The sequence below is a fragment of the Sphingomonas sp. BL-S-30 genome (assembly GCF_055521475.1).
This window is the reverse complement of sequence record NZ_CM145481.1, coordinates 2115402-2132249: the sequence shown is the minus strand read 5'-3', so window position 1 is coordinate 2132249 and position 16848 is coordinate 2115402. Positions and strand designations below refer to the sequence as shown.

10 protein-coding genes are annotated in these 16848 nt (G+C 65.6%); 8 read left to right on the top strand and 2 right to left on the bottom strand.

Annotated elements, in window-relative coordinates; all coding sequences use genetic code 11:
* Positions 1–13: 13 nt before the first annotated feature.
* Both ACZ1I5_RS09725 and ACZ1I5_RS09720 read right to left on the bottom strand, forming a co-directional pair.
* Positions 14–1774: a tetratricopeptide repeat-containing sulfotransferase family protein gene (locus ACZ1I5_RS09725; protein WP_465173485.1), complete on the bottom strand. Its 1761-nt coding sequence runs from the start codon at positions 1772–1774 to the stop codon at positions 14–16.
* Positions 1775–1907: 133 nt separating this feature from the next.
* Positions 1908–5084, bottom strand: a complete 3177-nt coding sequence (locus ACZ1I5_RS09720; protein WP_465173484.1) for a TonB-dependent receptor domain-containing protein — start codon at positions 5082–5084, stop codon at positions 1908–1910.
* 263 nt (positions 5085–5347) lie between these two features.
* Between ACZ1I5_RS09720 and ACZ1I5_RS09715 the strand changes: the two genes are divergently transcribed.
* From ACZ1I5_RS09715 to addA, 8 genes are read left to right on the top strand one after another with little or no spacing between them, the layout of a single operon-like run.
* A complete protein-coding gene (locus ACZ1I5_RS09715; protein ID WP_465173938.1) occupies positions 5348–7675 on the top strand; it encodes a sensor histidine kinase in 2328 nt (775 codons plus the stop codon).
* Positions 7676–7729: 54 nt separating this feature from the next.
* Positions 7730–7984: a type II toxin-antitoxin system CcdA family antitoxin gene (locus ACZ1I5_RS09710; protein WP_465173483.1), complete on the top strand. Its 255-nt coding sequence runs from the start codon at positions 7730–7732 to the stop codon at positions 7982–7984.
* Entirely contained in the window at positions 7984–8283 is a 300-nt protein-coding gene (locus tag ACZ1I5_RS09705; RefSeq protein ID WP_465173482.1) for a CcdB family protein, read from the top strand. The genes ACZ1I5_RS09710 and ACZ1I5_RS09705 overlap by 1 nt, the downstream gene beginning before the upstream one ends.
* 1 nt (position 8284) lies before the next feature.
* The gene (gene tsaE, locus ACZ1I5_RS09700) at positions 8285–8731 is read left to right on the top strand and encodes a tRNA (adenosine(37)-N6)-threonylcarbamoyltransferase complex ATPase subunit type 1 TsaE (protein ID WP_465173481.1); all 447 of its coding nucleotides are present in this window, start codon (positions 8285–8287) and stop codon (positions 8729–8731) included.
* Entirely contained in the window at positions 8728–9699 is a 972-nt protein-coding gene (locus tag ACZ1I5_RS09695; protein ID WP_465173937.1) for an aminoglycoside phosphotransferase family protein, read from the top strand. The genes tsaE and ACZ1I5_RS09695 overlap by 4 nt, the downstream gene beginning before the upstream one ends.
* A complete protein-coding gene (locus tag ACZ1I5_RS09690; RefSeq protein WP_465173480.1) occupies positions 9696–10457 on the top strand; it encodes a nucleotidyltransferase family protein in 762 nt (253 codons plus the stop codon). Before ACZ1I5_RS09695 ends, ACZ1I5_RS09690 begins: the two co-directional genes overlap by 4 nt.
* On the top strand, positions 10450–13419 hold the full coding sequence (addB, locus tag ACZ1I5_RS09685) for a double-strand break repair protein AddB (protein ID WP_465173479.1): 2970 nt from the start codon (positions 10450–10452) through the stop codon (positions 13417–13419). Before ACZ1I5_RS09690 ends, addB begins: the two co-directional genes overlap by 8 nt.
* Positions 13400–16840: a double-strand break repair helicase AddA gene (addA, locus tag ACZ1I5_RS09680; RefSeq protein ID WP_465173478.1), complete on the top strand. Its 3441-nt coding sequence runs from the start codon at positions 13400–13402 to the stop codon at positions 16838–16840. Before addB ends, addA begins: the two co-directional genes overlap by 20 nt.
* Positions 16841–16848: the final 8 nt, after the last annotated feature.

Below are 16848 nucleotides of genomic sequence, written 5' to 3'. Positions count from 1 at the left end.
CGCGGCCCTTTTGTTATCTGGCAGGCGCCAGCGGAGCGAGCGCTGTCTTCAGTTCGTCGAGCCAGGGCTCGTACGATTTCCACAGATCGACTGCATCGCGATTGAGCGCGCGCCTGACCTGCTCGGCGCTGGGAGTGCGCACCGGGCGGGCATTTTCATGGAAACGGAGGCAAGCTTGATCGAAAGGGAGGCCGATTCCATCGAGCAGGCGGCGGACCTCGCGTTCGGGATCTTCGAGCAGGTCTTCATGCTGGAGGCGAATGACGCGGCCGGGCAGGACTTGATCGAAATGGTCCATCAACCGGACATAATTGCAATAATAATGTCCGACATCCGCGAGGGAGTAAGCGAAGCTCTGGCCGCGGGCGAAATGCTGTTTGAAATTGGCAAAGCAGCACGCCATCGCCTCGCGTCGCGCGTCGATAATGGTCGCGTTGGGCAGGATCAGGTGGATCAGCCCGACGTTCATCCAATTGATCGGCAGCTTGTCGATAAACAGCGGGCGCGCTGTCTTGCGATGCGCGGCGGTGGCGCGAAGATACTCCTCGCCAAGCGCCTTTATCGCCGCACCGTCCAGATCTTCCAGCAGATCGGGATACCGTGTGCCGACGTCACGCCAGCGGTCGCCCAGCAGGCGACGGATCATCGCCGGAATCTCTGGCAGTTCCGAGGTCCCCTCGATCTGTGGATGGCTGGACATTATCTGCTCGATCAAGGTCGATCCGGCGCGCGGCATACCGACGACGAAGATCGGGTCTCGCGCCGTTGCACCGTCGCTGGCATGGCGCGCGAAGAAGTCGGCACTGAAGAAGGTGATGGCTTGATCGACCTTTTCGACGACCTTGTCCGGATCGTGCGGGACCAGTCTGAGGCGTTCGCAATTGCCAGCGGCGTAGTGCCGGAACGACTGCTCAAACTCCCCGCTATCCTCCTTAGCCTTGCCCAGCGCGAAGTGGAGGTACATTTTCTGCGCGTCGGTGGTGCCCGAAGCAACAAGCACCTCCATCCGTGCGACATCACCCGCATCGAGCTGCCGAACCTTCATGTTGGATAATGACCACCATGCCTCGACACAGGCAGGGTCGAGTTGTATCGCCCGCCGGTAAGCCTGGATTGCATCAGCCGACCGGCCCACCGTCTTCAGGGTATTGGCATAGCCGACCAGCGCATGAGGCGTGTCGGGCTCCAGCCTGAGCAGTTCTTCGTGGAACTCGATCGCGAGATCATAGTCGCCGATCTCGCCCAGAAGCCGGATCTTCTCTTTTAGCGCATCGAGATTGCCAGAGTCGCGTCCGAGCAGATTGTCGAGCGCGTCCAGCGCGTCGCGTGTACGGCCCTGTGCGTGGAGTACGCTGACCAGCTTCATCCAGGCGTCCTCGAACGCCGGGGCGACAACCAGGGCCCGCCGAAGAAACCGTTCCGCCTCGTCGTGGATGGTCAGGCGATGGGCGAGGTCTCCCATCATCATGAGCGCGAGGGCATCTTCGGGCTGTTCTGCGAGACGATGACGGATCAACTTTTCCGCGTTGCCCAAACGGCCATCGGTCAGGTGACGAATCGCCGCGTTCATCGCCGGCTCACGGACCGACTGCATGATCGCTTCGTTAGATGCGGCGTCCGCCTCGGCGGTTCGGCCGAGCGCATAGAGCGCGCTGCTCAGCGCGCGAAGAGCCGAACCGTCGCGCGGATCGGCGGCAAGAAGTGCCCGGGCTTGCCGTTCGATCGACCGCGCATCTTCACTTGCCTCACGAGAAGCAGAGCCGTCAGGTCTCATTGAGCATCATCCGCCATCCGATCGGCGTCATTGTTACGCCGTGATATCGGCCCAGGCAAAGCAATCGCCGCCCGGGTAGACCGAGCGGCGATTGGGAGGCTGTGCCGCAGCGCCGACACCGTAAGCGTTGCGATCAGAACTTGGCGACGAAGCCTGCGTAAGCAAACGCACCGAGATTCGTATAGATTCCGCTGCCTTCGCCCGCACCCGTCAGCCCAAAAGGCGGACGCTTGTTCAGCAAATTGTCGACGCCGATATACATATTGTATCGTTTGTTGACGTCGACCTGGAGACGCACGTCGTGATAGGCGACGGGCTTGTAATATTCGATTGGATAAGCGTCGGCATTCTGTGGAGCACGATCCTGCACGCCATGAGCATCTTCCCAGAAGCCGGGGACCATGCGGCCAATATAACGGAATTTATAGCCGAACGTGACCGGGCCGGTCTTGAACGAGGTTTCGATATTGAAGGTATTCTTAGGATCTCCGAGTTCACCAAGGACCTGATCGTAACGCCCGGGGTCGGTGGGATCGAGATAGGAGTTGTTCTGAAGCGCGCGCGTGTAGATGCCATGGATCGACAGATGTCCGATCCTGCCGATGTCGCGTTCATAGCCGAGATCAAAATCGATGCCGCTCACCTGCAGCTTCGCATAGTTCAACGGCACGAGGTGCAAGCTGTTGTTGAGGATCTGGCCCTGGACTTCGCCCGCCGGCCCGATTCCAGTGCCGGTGTAGCGTGAGAACAGGTTGCAGAACTGGTTATTCAGGTTCGCTGCATCATAACACGCATTGAGAACTTCCTGAGTCCCGGGCGACGTGATGACGTCGTTCACCGTTATGTTGTAATAATCGGCTGAAAAGGAGAAGCCGGGCAGGAAAGTTGGCTGGAAGACGCCGCCTATCGTGAAAGAATCCGATTTTTCGGCCTTCAAATCGGAGTTGCCGCCCGAAAGATACCCGATAGAGCTGATATATTCGAAATTATAGGCCGCCGGCACGCCGTCGGAATGACAATTAGCCGCGCGCGTCGTCGATCCGGCGCCGATATGGGTATTGTCACAAGGATCGTAGACCGTATCGAAATTTTGCCCGAGCGGAGTATAGAGATCGCTCAGATTTGGTGCACGAACCGCCCGCGCATAATTGCCGCGCAGCCTCAACGATCGGACTGGCGACCATTCGACGCCGCCATTGTAGGAGAGGACAGTGCCCGTCGAGCCCTTGTAGTTGGCGACTCGCAACGCACCGCTGACAGTCAGTTCGTGGAAGAACGGAACGTCCTTCAGGATCGGCAAGCGGAGCTCGCCATAAGCTTCCTTGACCTCGAAGGAGGGCGGGTTGAATTCCGGTATCGCGTTGTAAAAGGTCAGGGCGGCGGCAGTGATATTGTCCTGCTGGTAGAATGCCGTTTCCCGGCGATATTCTCCGCCGACCGAGAAGCCGACTGGGCCACCTGGCAGGTTGAACCACTCGCTCGTATCACCGGTTACGAACCCTCCGAGTACGAGCTGAGTGATCTTGCCGTCTGCGTAAGAGTTCTGAAGAATATAGTTGCGTGCCGCGTCGGTGACCTTGCCCGAACCGAACAGATTAACGGGCACGCACTGCGCGACATCATTTGCAAGAAGCGACGACGCGAAGGAGGAATTGTTGGCACCCTCGAACGGCAAGGCGGCACTGGGATCGATCTTCGAACGGCAGACGATATTCCCGTTAGGTGTGCCATTCTGGTATTGGCCCTGGTCGACGGCGTCGATCGAGAGCAGATAGCGTTGCAGGTTCACGTTGCCGAGAATTGCGGTGTGTTCGCGAAATTCGCCATAATTGGCAGAAATTTCGTAGTGCCAATCCTCGTTGAAATCGCCGCGGGCGCCGAGCACCGCCCGGTATGTTTCGCGTCGCGCGGTTTCGACTCGGTTGGTCAGGTCGACGGCATTCTTGTAGATTTTGACACCGCATTGACCGCCCTGGCGATCCGCATCCGGAACGCCATCGCCACCCGATACATAATAGCAGTTCGAATCATATGAATCCTGCTGAAGGAAAAGGTCGCGAGCTTGCTGCGTCAGATATGGGTTGTCGCTGAAATATGCCTCGCGAAGCGACCCGGAGGAGGACGTGAAAAAGGGACCGCTTGCGCTGCCGATGGAATCCGTCCGCGTATAGCTTCCCTCGATAAAGGGAACGAACGCTCTGCTGAATTCGAAATGACCAATGATGTTGGCGCTGTAGCGATCGAGCTTCGGCTGGAACGCGAACTGCGTTCCGTCGCGGAAGTTGTCGCCGTTCCCGCCGACATAGCTGGGCGTGAACGACAGAGCATTGGTGATCGTGCCCGTCTGAGGCGTCAAGGTGCCGTTGGGCTGGAAAATATAGGGCTGATAGGCGATGCCGTTTCCGCCACCGGTTCGGCAACACAGCAGGAAGGTGCCGGCATTGCTGTAGGTGCCACTCCGCAGATCGCGCACAAATGCCCTGTCCGGGATGCCGTCACTGCCGTTGGGAGTGCCGGCCGGATCTGAATCCACGGTGATGAAAGCGTCGTTCCGGCGCGAATAATCGCGACCGGACGCGTAAAAATCCTCCTGGTGCGCATATTCGAGGTTGATCGCGATATTGCCGCGGCCATCCGCGAAGTTCGTGCCGGCAAGAGCGCTGAGATAATAGGACCCGGCATCGCCATATTTGCTGGCGCCGCCCTGACCGCGGATTTGCACGCCTTCGTAATTGTCCTTGAGGATGAAGTTGACGACGCCCGCCAGCGCATCCGATCCGTAAATCGCGGAGTTGCCGCCGGTGACGACGTCGACGCGTTCGATGAGGTCCGTTGGAATGGTGTTGGTGTCCACCGATGTTGCGGTGCTCAGAATGTCGCTCGCCACATGGCGCCGGCCGTTCACCAGCACGAGCGTACGTTGTGTGCCGAGACCGCGCAGATCGAGCAGGTTGAGGCCGGACGTGCCGAGGAAGCGAGTGGAGTTTGCCTGACTGAACGTGCTGCGCAAGGCAGGGAGGTCGTTCAGCACATCGCCGATAGACGTCTTGCCTGTCTGAAAGAATTCCTCGCCCTGCACGCTCGTGACCGGGATCGGCGAGCTGAGGTTCGGGCGCCTGATGCGCGAACCGGTGACGACGATGTCGCCGTCGTCGCTGGCCGCCGTATCCGCCGGCTGGTCAGGCTGCGCGATATTAGGTGCTGCAGGGTCCGCCGCGGTCTGCGCTGCGGCGGGTGCGGTGATCATGAGCGCGCCGACAAAGGTGATTGAACACAAGGCGCTCGACGAACGAAATTGGTTCTTTCGCATTACTTTGGCCCCTTTTCTGGGCCCCCTGACCGGTAGTTTGCGAAAAACCACTCTTACGTTCAAGAGCTGTTCATCAATTATAACTTTTCAATGTCATCGGTGTTTCGCAAATATCACACATTGCCCCAATGTGACCTCGTTTTCGGGCCTTCCATGGTTTTTGAAATTGCACGGGGGATGTCCTAGGACAGGCCTCGTGAAGCGCCCGCTGTGCGGTCGGGTCAAAAGGGGCTGTGGTGAGTCAGATTTCGACGGTCGCAGGCATGGTGGCGGGAATAGTGCTCGCCGTGCTGATTGCCGGTGCCTGTGCCGCGCTCTATGCCGGCTTCAGGGCGCGCCGCGACGCGGTCGCGACATTGGACGCGAATGCGCGCCTGGAGGCTCTGGTCGGGTCTGCCCCTGCGCTGGCCATGATCGTGCGGGGAGATGGCCGGCTGGAATTGTCGGATCGACTGGCAGGCTGGCTCGGCCTGTCGCCGGTGCCCCGCTATCTCGACGATCTGGCCGGGCAGGACGGCGGCCTCACCCCGGACGACGCACATGCCATCGCCGCTGACGTCGCCGCGGCGCAAAAGTCCGGACGCAGCTTCTCGCGGTCGATCCGCGCGCGTGGATCGTCGCGCGCGTTGATGATCAAGGGCCAAAGGGCGCCGCGCGACCTGCAGGCGCCGGGCGGCGTCGTGCTCTGGATATTCGATGCGACGGAGAGCGAGGCAGAGATCGCCAGGCTCGACGCGGAGCGGGCGGACGCACGCGCCGCCTTCGATGCCTTGACCGGGCTCATCGAAGCGGCGCCGCTGCCGATGTGGTATCGCGGCCCCGACCTGCGCCTGGCAATGGTCAATTCAGCCTATGTCGAGGCAGTCGAAGCGCCCGATGCCGCGGACGTGATCCGGCGCGGCGTGGAGCTGGTCGAGGGATCGGGTATCGGCGGACCGCTGGCGAACGCGGTGGTCGCGCGCGATACGGGCAAGCCGCAAATGCAGAGCATGCCCGCGACGATCCGCACCATGCGGCGGATGCTGTGCGTTTACGACGTGCCCTTGCCGACCGGTGGCGTGGCGGGCTTTGCCGTCGATATCGAGGAGCTGGAGCAGGCGCGAAGCGGCATCAAGCGCTTCGCGGAGGCGCAGCGCGCGTTGCTCGACCGGCTGTCCGCCGGCGTCGTTCAGTTCGGCGCTGATCGAACGCTCGCCTTTTGCAACCAGCCCTTCCGCCGGCTGTTCGCGATCAACAGCGAGTGGCTCGCGGACCGGCCGGAATTCGATCGGGTGCTCGAGCGCATGCGCGAAGCGAACCGCTTGCCGGAGGTACGGGACTTCCCGGGCTGGAAGGCGGAGCGGCGGGACTGGTTCCTCGAGGCGGACGGTGCGATCGAGGAGCATTGGCATCTGCCGGGCGGCGTGCATCTGCGTGTCGTGGCGCAGCCCTTGCCTGATGGGGGCCTGTTGCTGATCTTCGAGGACCGCACCGAGCAGGTCCAGCTCGCCAGCGCGCGCGATACGCTGCTGCGGGTGCGCACCGCGACATTCGACAATCTCTACGAAGCGCTGGGCGTGTTCGCCGCGGACGGGCGGCTGCAGTTGTGGAACAACAAGTTCCGCGCGCTCTGGGGTTTCGACGAGGAATTCCTGACCAGCCATCCCGGCGTGGACAAGCTGGCGGAGGCCGCGGCGCGGCAACTCGCCAAGCCGCGGCGCGCATCGCTGATCGGCGATCTGGTGCGGGCGGCGACCGTCGAACGGCAGCAGCGCGGCGGCGAACTAGAGTTCGCCGACGGGCGCTTCTTCGAGCTGGCCGCGGTGCCGCTGCCTGACGGCAACGGCTTGTTCACGATGCTCGACATCTCGGACGGCCGCCGGATCGAGCGGGTGCTGCGCGACCGCAACGAGGCATTGGAAGCGGCCGACCGGGTCAAGACCGCGTTCGTGGCCAATATGAGCTATGAGTTGCGCACTCCGATCACGTCGATCAGTGGCTTCGCCGAGATGCTGGCCGAGGGCTATGCCGGCAAGCTGAACAAGGATGCGCATGACTATGTCGCGGCGATCCTCGAATCGGTCGAGCGGCTCGGCTTCTTCGTCGACGAGGTGCTCGATCTCACCCAGAATGAGGGGCGCACGCCCGTGCTGGAGATGATCGAGGTCGATCTGGACGGCGTCGCGCGCGCGGCCGCGGCGGCGGTCGAACCGCTGGCCGCGCGCAAGCAGCTCGATTTCGCGGTCGAGATTTTGCCTTCGGCCGGCGCCGTGAAGGGCGATGCAAAGCGCTTGCGCCAGGTGGTGGAGCATTTGCTGAGGCACGCCATTGGCGGCACCGCGGAGGGCGGCCGTATCCTGCTCCATCTCGACGGCACTGCGGCAGCGGCGCGGATCGTGGTGTCGGACGACGGGGCTGGCATGACGCGCGAGGCGGTCGCGCATGCGTTCGACCGCTTCGCGGAGCCGGGCGTCTCGCCCGGTGGCGAGCGGTCGCTGGGGCTCGGCCTGCCGCTCGCCAAGCAGTTCGTCGAGGCGCATGGCGGAACGATCGACCTGGTATCGGAGCCGGGCGAAGGGACTTTTATCACTGTCACATTGCCGCGGTGCTAGCTTGAATGTGCATGGTTATGCGCATACTATATGCGCATAGATTGGAGGCTTTCCATGACGCGATCTACCGTCCGTGAAACGAAGACGCCGTTTCGGCGGCCGACCAACGTCTCGCTCGATGCCGCGATGATCGAGGACGCCAGAGAACTGGGCATCAACATTTCGCGCGCTTGCGAAGAGGGGCTGGCGAAACAGATTTCCGAAGAGCGCGGGCGGCGCTGGCTCGAGGAAAATCGCGAGGCGATCGAGGCCTCAAACGCCTATGTCGCCGAACACGGCTTGCCACTCGAGAAATACCGCCTCTTCTGATGGCCCGATTCGATATCTATCAACGGCACGGCGAGCGCGGATACCTACTGGATTGCCAATCCGACCTGCTCCGGAATCTCGATACGCGCTTCACCGTGCCCCTGTTCGTGTTCGAGGATGCGCCCAAGCCGGCGGGCCGGCTCAATCCAATTTTCGACGTTGAAGGGCAACGGGTCGTGATGATGACGCAGTATGCGTCCGCCATCGGGAAGAATCTCATCGGCAATCGGGTCGGAACGCTCGATCGGGAACACGACGCCATCATGGGTGCGCTCGACATGCTGATGATCGGCTACTGAAATGGCGATAACGCTTGCCGACCCCGCCGCGACCGAGGCGCTTGGCGCGCGTCTCGCCGAACTCGCCGGACCGGGCGACGTGATCGCGCTGACCGGTCCGCTCGGTGCCGGAAAGACGAGCATCGCGCGCGGGTTGCTCGCGGCTTTGGGGCTTGAGGGCGAGGCGCCGAGCCCCAGCTTCGCGATCGTGCAGCCCTATGCGCCGCCCGAGGTCCGGTTTCCGGTACTGCATGTCGATCTCTACCGGATCGACGACCCGGACGAGATCGAGGAGCTCGGGCTCGACGAGGCGCTGTCCGATTCGCTGCTGATCGTCGAATGGCCCGAACGTGCGCCCGGCATGTGGCCGGAGGCGCTGGCACTGAGCCTGACGATCGAGCCCGATGGCACCCGCGCCTTGACAGCCGAGGTGCCGGCGGCTTGGAGGGCGCGATGGCAGCAGATATGACTCCGCCGGCCGCCGCGGCCGATTTCCTCGCGGCGAATGGCTGGGAAGGGGCTGACATCCTCCCCGTGGCGGGCGACGCCTCGTTCCGCCGGTATTTTCGCGTCGTCGCGGGCGATCGCAGCGCGATCCTGATGGATGCGCCGCCGCCACAGGAAGATCCGCGCCCCTTTATCGACGTCGCGCGATGGCTGGGCGAACGGGGGTTCGCCGCACCGGCGATCCACGGCGTCGACCTCGACCGGGGCCTGGTCCTGCTCGACGATTTCGGCGACATCCGGATGCGCGAAACGGTCGATGAACAGGCTGGGCGCGCGACCGGCCTGTACGAGGCCGCGATCGATATCCTGATCCGGCTTCACCAGCACGAGGCCGGGCCGCTGGCACCCTATGACCGTCCGGTGCTTCACCGCGAGGCCAATCTGCTGACCGAATGGTATTGCCCGGCGGTCGGCATAGAGGCCGATCAGGCGGGCTATGACGCGGCATGGGACAAGGTGTTCGACGCGGCGCTCGCCGGGCCGGTCGTGACGGTGCTGCGCGATTATCATGCCGAAAATCTGATGCTGATCGGTGGGACCGACACGCTCGGCCTGCTCGACTTCCAGGATGCGCTGGCCGGCCATCCCGCCTATGACTTGGTCTCGTTGTTGCAGGACGCGCGGCGCGATGTGGATCCGGCGCTCGAAAGCGTCATGCTTGCGCGGTACAAGCGGATCACCGGCGCCGGGGAGGATTTCGACATCGCCTATCATGTCCTGGGCGCGCAGCGGAACGCGAAGATCGTCGGCATCTTCACCCGGCTGTGGAAGCGCGACGGCAAGCTGCGCTATTCGGCGCTGTGCCCGCGCGTCTGGCGCTATCTCGATCGCGACCTGGCGCATCCGGCGCTGGCACCGGTCAAGACGTGGTTCGACGCCAACATCCCTGCCGACAGGCGCGGCGACCCGATGGTGATTTCCGGCCAATGACGACCAAGCGAACTTTAGCGATCCGCCCCGACCCCGGCGGCGACGTTCCCGAAACCGCGATGGTGATGGCGGCGGGCCTGGGCAAGCGCATGCGCCCGCTGACCGCCACGCGGCCGAAGCCGCTGGTCGAGGTGGCGGGCAAGCCGCTGATCGATCATGTGTTCAACCGGCTGCGCAGCGCCGGGGTGAAGCGCGCCGTGGTCAATGTCCATTATCTCGCCGATGCGCTCGAAGCGCATCTGATGAATCGGGTCAAAGGCATTGAAATCGCCGTATCCGATGAGCGGGGCAAGCTGATGGAGACAGGCGGCGGCATCGTTCAGGCACGCGACCTGATCGGCGACAAGCCGTTCCTCGTCGTCAACAGCGACAATCTCTGGGTCGATGGACCGGCCGACGCGATCAGGCTGCTCGCCGCGCGGTGGGACGATGCGGCGATGGACGCGCTGCTGCTCATGGTGCCGCTCGCCAAGGCGTATAATCATGGCGGGCAGGGCGATTTCCATCTCGCGCCCGATGGACTGATCACCAAGCGTCGCCAGCCCGGGCGGCCCGCGCCGTTCGTCTATACCGGGGTGCAGATCCTGTCGCCGCGTGTGATCCAGGACTGGCCGGAGGGACCCTTCTCGACGATGATCTTCTGGGAACGCGCGATCGCCGCCGGCCGCGCTTACGGCCTTGTCCATCAGGGCCTGTGGTTCGATGTCGGCACGCCGGGCGCGATTGTACAGACCGAGGCGATCCTCGCTGATGGCTGAGGCCGTCAAACCGGCCCTCTTCACCATCCCAGCGCACCGGGCCTTTGCCGACGCGCTCGCCGCCGGGTTGATCCGGCGCTTCGGCGGGGAACCGCTGGGGCTCGCGCGCGGTCTGGTGCTGCTGCCCAACAATCGCGCCAAACGGGCGATGACCGACGCCTTCGTGCGCGCCAGCGAGGGCGGGCTGCTGCTGCCGCGGCTGGTGTCGATCGGCGAACTGGACGAGGCGACGGGTGCAGCGCTCGATCCGGCGGACGACAGCGATCCGGTGCCGCCTGCGGTACCGCCACTCCAGCGCCGGATGATCCTGGCGCGGCTGGTGGCCGAGGAGCAGGCGCGGACGGGCCAGCCGGTCGACGCCGCCGAAGCGGTGCGGCTGGCGGGCGATCTGGCGCGGACGCTCGACCAGCTGCTGGTCGAGGAGGTGGCGCCGGCGAAGTTGCGCGACCTGGAACTCAGCGAGGAGCTGTCGGACCATTGGCGTCGGGCGCTGGCGTTGTTCGGAATCGTGCTGGATCGCTGGCCGGGCGAGCTGAAGCGGCTGGGCAGGATCGACCTCGCCGATCGGCGCGGACGCTTGCTGCGCCGGCTGGCCGCGCGGTGGAAGCTGGCCCCACCGCCGGGTTTCGTGTGTGCCGCCGGCATTACCGATTCCGCGCCGGCCGTGGGGCTGCTGCTGCGCTGCGTGTCGGAGCTGCCGCGGGGCATGGTGGTGCTGGCCGACCTGGCGACCGGCATGGACGAGGAGGAATGGCAGGCGCTCGGGCCGCACGAGCCCGATCCCGTCACCGGTTTCCGCCGCCGCTCGATCGAGACTCATCCGCAATTCCATCTGAAGCTGCTGCTCGGGCGGATGGGCGTGAACCGCGACGAATTCCTGCCCTGGCGCGATGGCGGCGGGCATGACGCGACCGCGGCACGAGGACGCGCCATTGCCAATGCGCTGGCGCCCGCCGAATTCACCGGGAAATGGACCGGGCTCGAGGCGGAGGATCGCCGGCTTTCGGGCATCGTCGCGGCCGAACTGGCGACACCGGCCGAGGAAGCACAGGCGATCGCGCTGGCGTTGCGCGAAGTGCTGGAGATGCTGGGCCGCACCGCCGCCCTGGTGACGCCGGATCGCGCGCTGGCGCGCAGGGTGGCGGCGCATGCGGCGCGCTGGGGAATCGAGATCGACGATTCCGCCGGGCGGCCCTTGTCGATCCTGCCCTCGGGCACCTTGCTCACCGCGCTGGCCGAGGCCGCGACCCAGCGGTTCGCGCCGCTCGCGCTGCTGACCTTGCTCAAGCATCCGCTGGTGCGTTTCGGCGAGGGACGTAGCGCATGGCTCGAAGGGGCGCGCGCGCTCGACCGGGTGTTGCGCGGGCCGCGGCCGGCGGCGGGGCTGGCGGGGATCGACTCTCATCTCGCCAATCCATCGGAGCGGGAACGGCGGTTGTTCGCCGAAGCGGCGGCCTGGTGGCCCGAGGCGCGCGCGCTGTTGTCGCCGATTGAAGCGGTTTTCGACGGCGACGCGCAGCCTTTGGGGAGGCTGGTCGCCGCGCTCCGCGAGACGGCGCAGGCGCTGTGCGGCGATGCGCTGTGGAGCGGCCCGGCCGGGCGAGCTGCGTCCGAATTGCTCGCCGATCTAGAAGCGGAAGCCGATGCCGGCCCTGCCAGCGTCGATCCCGCCAGCCTGGCGCCACTGCTCAAGACCCTGATGGATGAGACGGCGGTGCGTCCACCCCAGGGCGGCCACCCGCGCCTGGCGATCTACGGTCTGATCGAGGCTCGGTTGCAGACCGCGGATTTAATGATCCTCGGCGGCCTGAACGAAGGCACCTGGCCCGGCCAGCCAGCGCCCGATCCATGGCTGGCACCCCGCATCCGCGCCGAGCTCGGCCTGCCGGGCCTCGAACGCCGTGTCGGCGTGTCGGCGCATGATCTCGCGGGCGCGCTGGGCGCGCCCCAGGCATTGATCACGCGGGCGCGGCGCGATGCGAGCCAGCCGGCGATCGCCTCGCGCTTCTGGCTGCGGTTGCAGGCGCTGGCCGGCGAGCGGTTCGAGCGCGCGCGCGCGCTGGAGCGCTGGACGCGGGCGCTCGACCGCCCGGACACGCATGAGCCGGCCGATCAGCCCGCGCCGTCGCCGCCCGCGATCCTGCGGCCGAAGCGCATTGCCGTCACGGATGTCGACCGGCTCAAGGCTGACCCCTACGCTTTCTACGCCAAGCGCATTCTGCGACTGATGTCGCTGGATCCGGTCGACGCCGACCCCAGCGCGGCATGGCGCGGCACGGCGGTGCACGAGATCCTCGAAGTCTGGGCACGCGAGGACGATTGCGCGCCCGATACGCTGCGCCGGCGCGCGCTGGCGATGCTGGCGGACGAACGCACCCACCCGATGATGCGCGCGCTATGGCAACCGCGGCTGATGGAGGCGATCGACTGGATAGCGGCGGAGATCGCGCGCGGATCGGCGCTGGGCCGCAAGGTGCTCGCGGTCGAGAAGGACGGCAAGATCGACATCGCAGGCGTCACGCTGACCGGGAAGTTCGACCGGATCGACCGGCTGCCCGACGGGTCGCTGTCGGTGATCGACTACAAGACCGGCAAGGCGCCGTCGCCGGCCTCGGTGCGTGCGGGGTTCAGCCTGCAGCTCGGGTTGCTTGGCCTGATTGCCGAGCGCGGCGGGTTCGAGGGCATAAGCGGCGAAGCACGGGGTTTCGAATATTGGTCGCTGGGCAAGCGCAACGACAGCTTCGGTTACATCACCTCGCCGGTCGATCCGGCGGGCAAGGCCGACAAGGTGCGCCCGGAGGATTTTCCCGCGCTCGCCGCACGTCATTTCACCGAAGCGGTCGCTGCTTGGCTGACCGGCAGCGAGGCCTTCACCGCCAAGCTTCACCCCGAATATGCGCCCTATGCCGACTATGACCAGCTGATGCGCCGCGACGAATGGTATGGCCGTGAGCGGGGATAACCGGCCTCTTCCGCATCTGAAGGGCAATCAGGCGGCAGCGAGCGCGCCCGATGCGCATGTCTGGCTGTCCGCCTCGGCCGGCACCGGCAAGACCCAGGTGCTGACCGCGCGGGTGTTCCGCCTGTTGCTGCGCGGGGTGGATCCGGGCGCGATCCTGTGCCTGACCTTCACCAAGGCGGGCGCCGCGGAGATGGCGGGGCGGATCAGCGCCCGGCTCGCCGCCTGGGTGCGCATGCCCGAGAACGACCTGAAAAAGGATCTGTTCGCGCTGGGCGAGGACCATCTCGATCCGCGCCGCATTGCCTACGCCCGTACCCTGTTCGCCAAGGTGCTTGATGCGCCGGGCGGCGGCCTGCGTATCCAGACGATCCACAGCTTCTGCCAGGGCCTGCTCGCGGCGTTCCCGGTCGAAGCGGGGCTGGTGCCCGGCTTTCGTCCCCTCGAAGGACGCGAGGAAGCGGTGCTGGCGCGGGAGGCGCTGGCCGAGATGCTGGTCGATGCGGATCGCGACGGGCGGCTCAAGCCGATCGACACGATCGGCCGGCTGAGCGTAAGGCTGGGCGAGGGCGAGGCAGAGAATTTCCTGCGTGCCTGCGCCCGTGCGCCGAGCGCGATGGAGGAACTGCCGCGCGGTGACGGTCTGCGGCCCTTCATCCGTCGTGCGCTCGATTTGCCGACGGGCGATATCGAGAGCGTGATCCTGAGCGCCTGCAGCGACGATGTGGTGGATCACGAAGCACTCGACGCGATCGGCGGCATGAACAGCGGCTGGGGTACCAAGAGCGGGATCGAGCGCGCCGGGGTCATCTATGGCTGGCTGGAAAAGCCGGTGGCCGAGCGCGCCGCGTCGCTGGCCGATCTGCACAAGGTCTGGGCCAAGGCGGACGGCGATGTGCGCTCCTTCGGCAAGGGGCAGGCGCCGCAGGAAGAGGATTATGCGGAGCTGGCGGGTGGCCTTTATGGCTGGTGCGCCGAACTGCTCGATCTGCGAGTGCGTGCCGTCTACGCCGATCTGCTCGCGGACGCGCTCGACGTCGGGCGCGATTATGCCGCCGCCTATGCGCGCGCCAAGCGCCGGGTCGGCGGGGTCGATTTCGACGATTTGATCCGCGCGACGATCGACCTGCTCGGCCAGCCCGGCATGGGCGAATGGGTGCGCTTCAAGCTCGATCAGGTCACCGAGCATATCCTGATCGACGAAGCGCAGGACACCAATCCCGAGCAATGGTCGATCATCCGCGCGCTCGCCGACGAATTCTTCGCCGGGCTCGGCGCGCATGACGAGCGGTTGCGGACGCTGTTCACGGTGGGCGATTACAAACAGGCGATCTTCGGCTTCCAGGGCACACACCCGATCTATTTCCAGGCGGCGGAGCGACATTTCGGCGGGCTGGCCGAGGATGCGCAGGGGCCGGACGGGGAGGGGCTGCGTTTCGACCGGCTGTCGCTCACGCACAGTTTCCGCTCGACCCGGCCAGTGCTCGAATTCGTCGATGCGGCGATCGAGGCGATCCCGGAGCCGGGGCTCGGCGCCATCGCCGAGCGCGAGCCGCATGCCAGCGAGGTGGAAGGGCCGGGCACCGTCACGCTCTGGCCGCTCACCGTCGCCGGCGGCAGTGAGGAGGATGAGGAAGGCTGGATCGCCGATTCCACCCGTGAGCTCGCCAGCCGGATCGCCAGGCAGATCAAGGCCTGGATCGGCACTTTGGTGTTGGAGAGCCAGGGCCGCACCCTCCGCCCCGAAGATGTGATGATCCTGGTCAAACGGCGCGGCGAACTGGCCTCGCTGATCGTCGCGCGGCTTTATGCCGAGAATGTGCCGGTCGCCGGCGTCGACCGCCTGCGGCTCAACGCGCCGCTGGCGGTGCAGGATCTGCTCGCCGCGATCCGGTTCGTGCTTCAGCCGGGGGACGATCTGTCGCTCGCCAGCCTGCTCGTCTCGCCGCTGATCGGCTGGAGCCAGGAAAGACTGATGGAGGCAGCCCCACGCGAGGCCGGCAGCCTGTGGCGGCATCTGTCGCGTACTCAGCCGCGCGATGCGCTCGATCCGCTGCACCGGATGCTCGACCGGGCGGATATCGCCACCCCCTATCAGTTCCTCGAAGAGATGCTGTCCGGCCCGCTCGACGGGCGGCGCAAGCTGATCCGCCGGCTCGGCCAGGAGGCCCGCGATCCGATCGAGGAATTGCTTAACGCGGCGCTCAATTTCGAATCGCTTGGCACGCCCTCGCTGCAGCGCTTTCTCGACTGGTTCGATCGCGGCGATGTCGACATCAAGCGCGATCCTTCCGCGCCGCTCGACGCCGTGCGGGTGATGACGGCGCACGGCGCGAAGGGCTTGCAGGCGCCGCTGGTGATCCTGGCCGACGCGGCGGTCGATCCGACCAAATCGCCGCGCTCCACGCTCGACTGGACACTGGAGGGCATGGCGAACGCGCTGCCGATTTTCCGGCCGCGCGCGAGTGAGCGCGGTGGCCCTTTGGGCGAGGTGCTCGAAGCCGATGCCCAGCGCGAGCTGGAGGAGCATTGGCGGCTCTTCTATGTCGCGGCGACACGCGCGGAGGAACGGCTGGTGATCGCGGGCGCGCTGGGGCCGCTTGCCAGGGGCGAACCGCCGCCGTCGAGCTGGTACGCCGCTGCCGAGCGGGCGATGACCGCGCTGGAGGTGCCGCCTTCGCCGGAAGCGCGGAGCTTCACCGGGATCGTGCCGCAACGCGCGGTGCCTGTCTCGACCAGGAAAGCGGCCGAGGTCGAGGACGAGACTGCGCTGCCTGCCTGGACTCAGCAGCGCGCGCCGGTCGAAGCGCGGCCGCCGCGCCCGCTGGCGCCGTCGTCGCTGGGCGAGGATGTGGTGGCCGATCCGCCGCCTACCCCGGCGATGCGCGTCGCCGCCGAGCGCGGCAAGCTGATCCATGCGCTGTTCGAGCGCTTGCCGGCCGTGGCGCCTGACGAGCGCAAGAGCGCGGCGGATCGCTGGCTCGACCGGGTCGGCGGGGTCGCCGATGCCAATGCGCGGACGGATATCGCGCGGACGGTGCTCGCTGTCCTTGAAGACACCCGTTTCGCCGAGCTGTTCGGTCCTAACTCGCTGGCGGAAGCGCCGATCGCGGCAGTGGTCGGCGACGGCGTCGTTGTATCGGGCACGGTGGACCGGCTGCGCGTGACGCCCGAGCGGATCCAGGTGGTCGATTTCAAGACGGGACGCCAGATCCCGCTGACGCCCGAGGAGATCCCGCCCTATCACGCACGCCAGATGGCGGCCTATGTCGAGGCGCTCGGGGTGATCTTTCCCGGCCGCGTCATCGAGGCCGCGCTACTCTACACCAATGGGCCAAAACTGCTGATCGTGCCGGACGCTTTCCTCGCGATGCACAAGCCCGGCTATGCACCCGCGCAACAAAGCTACGACCTGCCGGGTTGAGTGCTTTG

Bases quoted from the DNA above. Each gene is read 5' to 3' on its own strand.
- ACZ1I5_RS09725 (WP_465173485.1), bottom strand. From the start codon at position 1,774: ATGAGACCTGACGGCTCTGCTTCTCGTGAGGCAAGTGAAGATGCGCGG.
- ACZ1I5_RS09720 (WP_465173484.1), bottom strand. From the start codon at position 5,084: ATGCGAAAGAACCAATTTCGTTCGTCGAGCGCCTTGTGTTCAATCACC.
- ACZ1I5_RS09715 (WP_465173938.1), top strand. From the start codon at position 5,348: ATGGTGGCGGGAATAGTGCTCGCCGTGCTGATTGCCGGTGCCTGTGCC.
- ACZ1I5_RS09710 (WP_465173483.1), top strand. From the start codon at position 7,730: ATGACGCGATCTACCGTCCGTGAAACGAAGACGCCGTTTCGGCGGCCG.
- ACZ1I5_RS09705 (WP_465173482.1), top strand. From the start codon at position 7,984: ATGGCCCGATTCGATATCTATCAACGGCACGGCGAGCGCGGATACCTA.
- tsaE (WP_465173481.1), top strand. From the start codon at position 8,285: ATGGCGATAACGCTTGCCGACCCCGCCGCGACCGAGGCGCTTGGCGCG.
- ACZ1I5_RS09695 (WP_465173937.1), top strand. From the start codon at position 8,728: ATGACTCCGCCGGCCGCCGCGGCCGATTTCCTCGCGGCGAATGGCTGG.
- ACZ1I5_RS09690 (WP_465173480.1), top strand. From the start codon at position 9,696: ATGACGACCAAGCGAACTTTAGCGATCCGCCCCGACCCCGGCGGCGAC.
- addB (WP_465173479.1), top strand. From the start codon at position 10,450: ATGGCTGAGGCCGTCAAACCGGCCCTCTTCACCATCCCAGCGCACCGG.
- addA (WP_465173478.1), top strand. From the start codon at position 13,400: ATGGCCGTGAGCGGGGATAACCGGCCTCTTCCGCATCTGAAGGGCAAT.